This window comes from Laceyella tengchongensis (genome assembly GCF_900182735.1).
GTDB classification, from domain to species: Bacteria; Bacillota; Bacilli; order Thermoactinomycetales; family Thermoactinomycetaceae; genus Laceyella; species Laceyella tengchongensis.
This window is the reverse complement of record NZ_FXTU01000028.1, coordinates 1-1,404: the sequence shown is the minus strand read 5'-3', so window position 1 is coordinate 1,404 and position 1,404 is coordinate 1. Positions and strand designations below refer to the sequence as shown.

Below are 1,404 nucleotides of genomic sequence, written 5' to 3'. Positions count from 1 at the left end.
GAGATTATCTGGTATTAGCACCGGTTTCCCGGAGTTATCCCAGTCTTACGGGCAGGTTGCCCACGTGTTACTCACCCGTTCGCCGCTAGGGTCCGAAGACCCCCGCACGACTTGCATGTATTAGGCATGCCGCCAGCGTTCATCCTGAGCCAGGATCAAACTCTCCGTTAAAGGTTTCACATCGAAGTGTGAAACTGAGGTTTGAGTCTATGCTCAATGAATTGACAGGTCACGTTGTCACTCTTTAGTTTTCAAGGAACGCTTTAATTTCTATCGCCGCTCTCGCAGCGACGTATTTGATTCTATCACCTTCGACTGATCTTGTCAACAACTTTTTTTGTTGTTATTTATCGATCTTTAGAAGATGTTGTCGCGTTAGCAACGAAATTAACTATACAATGGTTTTTATCACTTGTCAACACCCATATTCACATTTTTAATCGCAGGCTATCGTTTTATGCAGGCAAAACGGACAACCCCTTAGACTAAGGCATCTTCTCGCAGGTGTATGTCCAACGTTTCTCTCTTATGTCTCCATGCAACCCTGTCATTTTTTATGGCTTTTCCACCTCCCTTGTTCGCCGCTAAGGCTTTAAAAGGATTCCCTTCGGGATCATGCCGTCCAAACAATTCTCCAATCCAATTAAGCAACCCTCGAAAATACGCTTGGAAATGGTTAGCAGAAGTAGCAACGGCCAATGCTCAGTCGCTACGCCATGGATGGAGAGTAACCATTTAAAATCGGGTAGCAGCATCAGGCTCCATGGTACTGTCTATGAATAAGATCAGCGGAATGAGCGGCGGAAAAACCTTTTCTTGAGGAGCGCCGATACACAAGTGAAGCGAATGAGAAAATGGTTTTTGAGCCGCTGGCCTATTCATCAGACACGCTCTAGAGTCTGTCTGATAAACCAAGTTGTAGGTAAAAGCGACGGAAATCTGTTTCCTGATGAGTACCACGTCACGGGTGAAGAGAATGGAAAACCGGTTTTGGAGCCGCTGATCTATTAATTAGACATGGTCTAACCATTTGTCAGTCGTAATGGAGCTGTTAAACAAGCAACCCCGCTAATCATCATTCAATAAGTAGATACCAGAACATCTCCGTGCTCACCTCACCCATGTGGCATGAGAACCTTTCTGCTCCCTTGTCCCAAACAAGGGTGAGCTTGCTCCTAAATGGCACTGCCAATTGGTTGCTGGCTTACCTACCATATGAAACAACTTACCAACACAAAACAAAGCAAAAACCCCACTTCAGAATGAAGTGGGGTTTGGTAGCCTGGCAACGACCTACTCTCCCAGGGCTTAAGCCCAAGTACCATCGGCGCTGGAGGGCTTAACTTCCGTGTTCGGTATGGGAACGGGTGGGTCCCCTCCGCCATCATCACCAGACGTTATGTT

2 rRNA genes are annotated in these 1,404 nt (G+C 46.5%); both read right to left on the bottom strand.

Going from position 1 to position 1,404, the window contains the following annotated elements:
- A 16S ribosomal RNA gene (locus tag QQZ12_RS16935) occupies window positions 1-171 on the bottom strand; the annotation flags it as partial.
- Window positions 172-1,280: 1,109 nt separating this feature from the next.
- Window positions 1,281-1,395: ribosomal RNA gene (gene rrf, locus QQZ12_RS16930) — 5S ribosomal RNA — on the bottom strand.
- Window positions 1,396-1,404 lie beyond the last annotated feature (9 nt).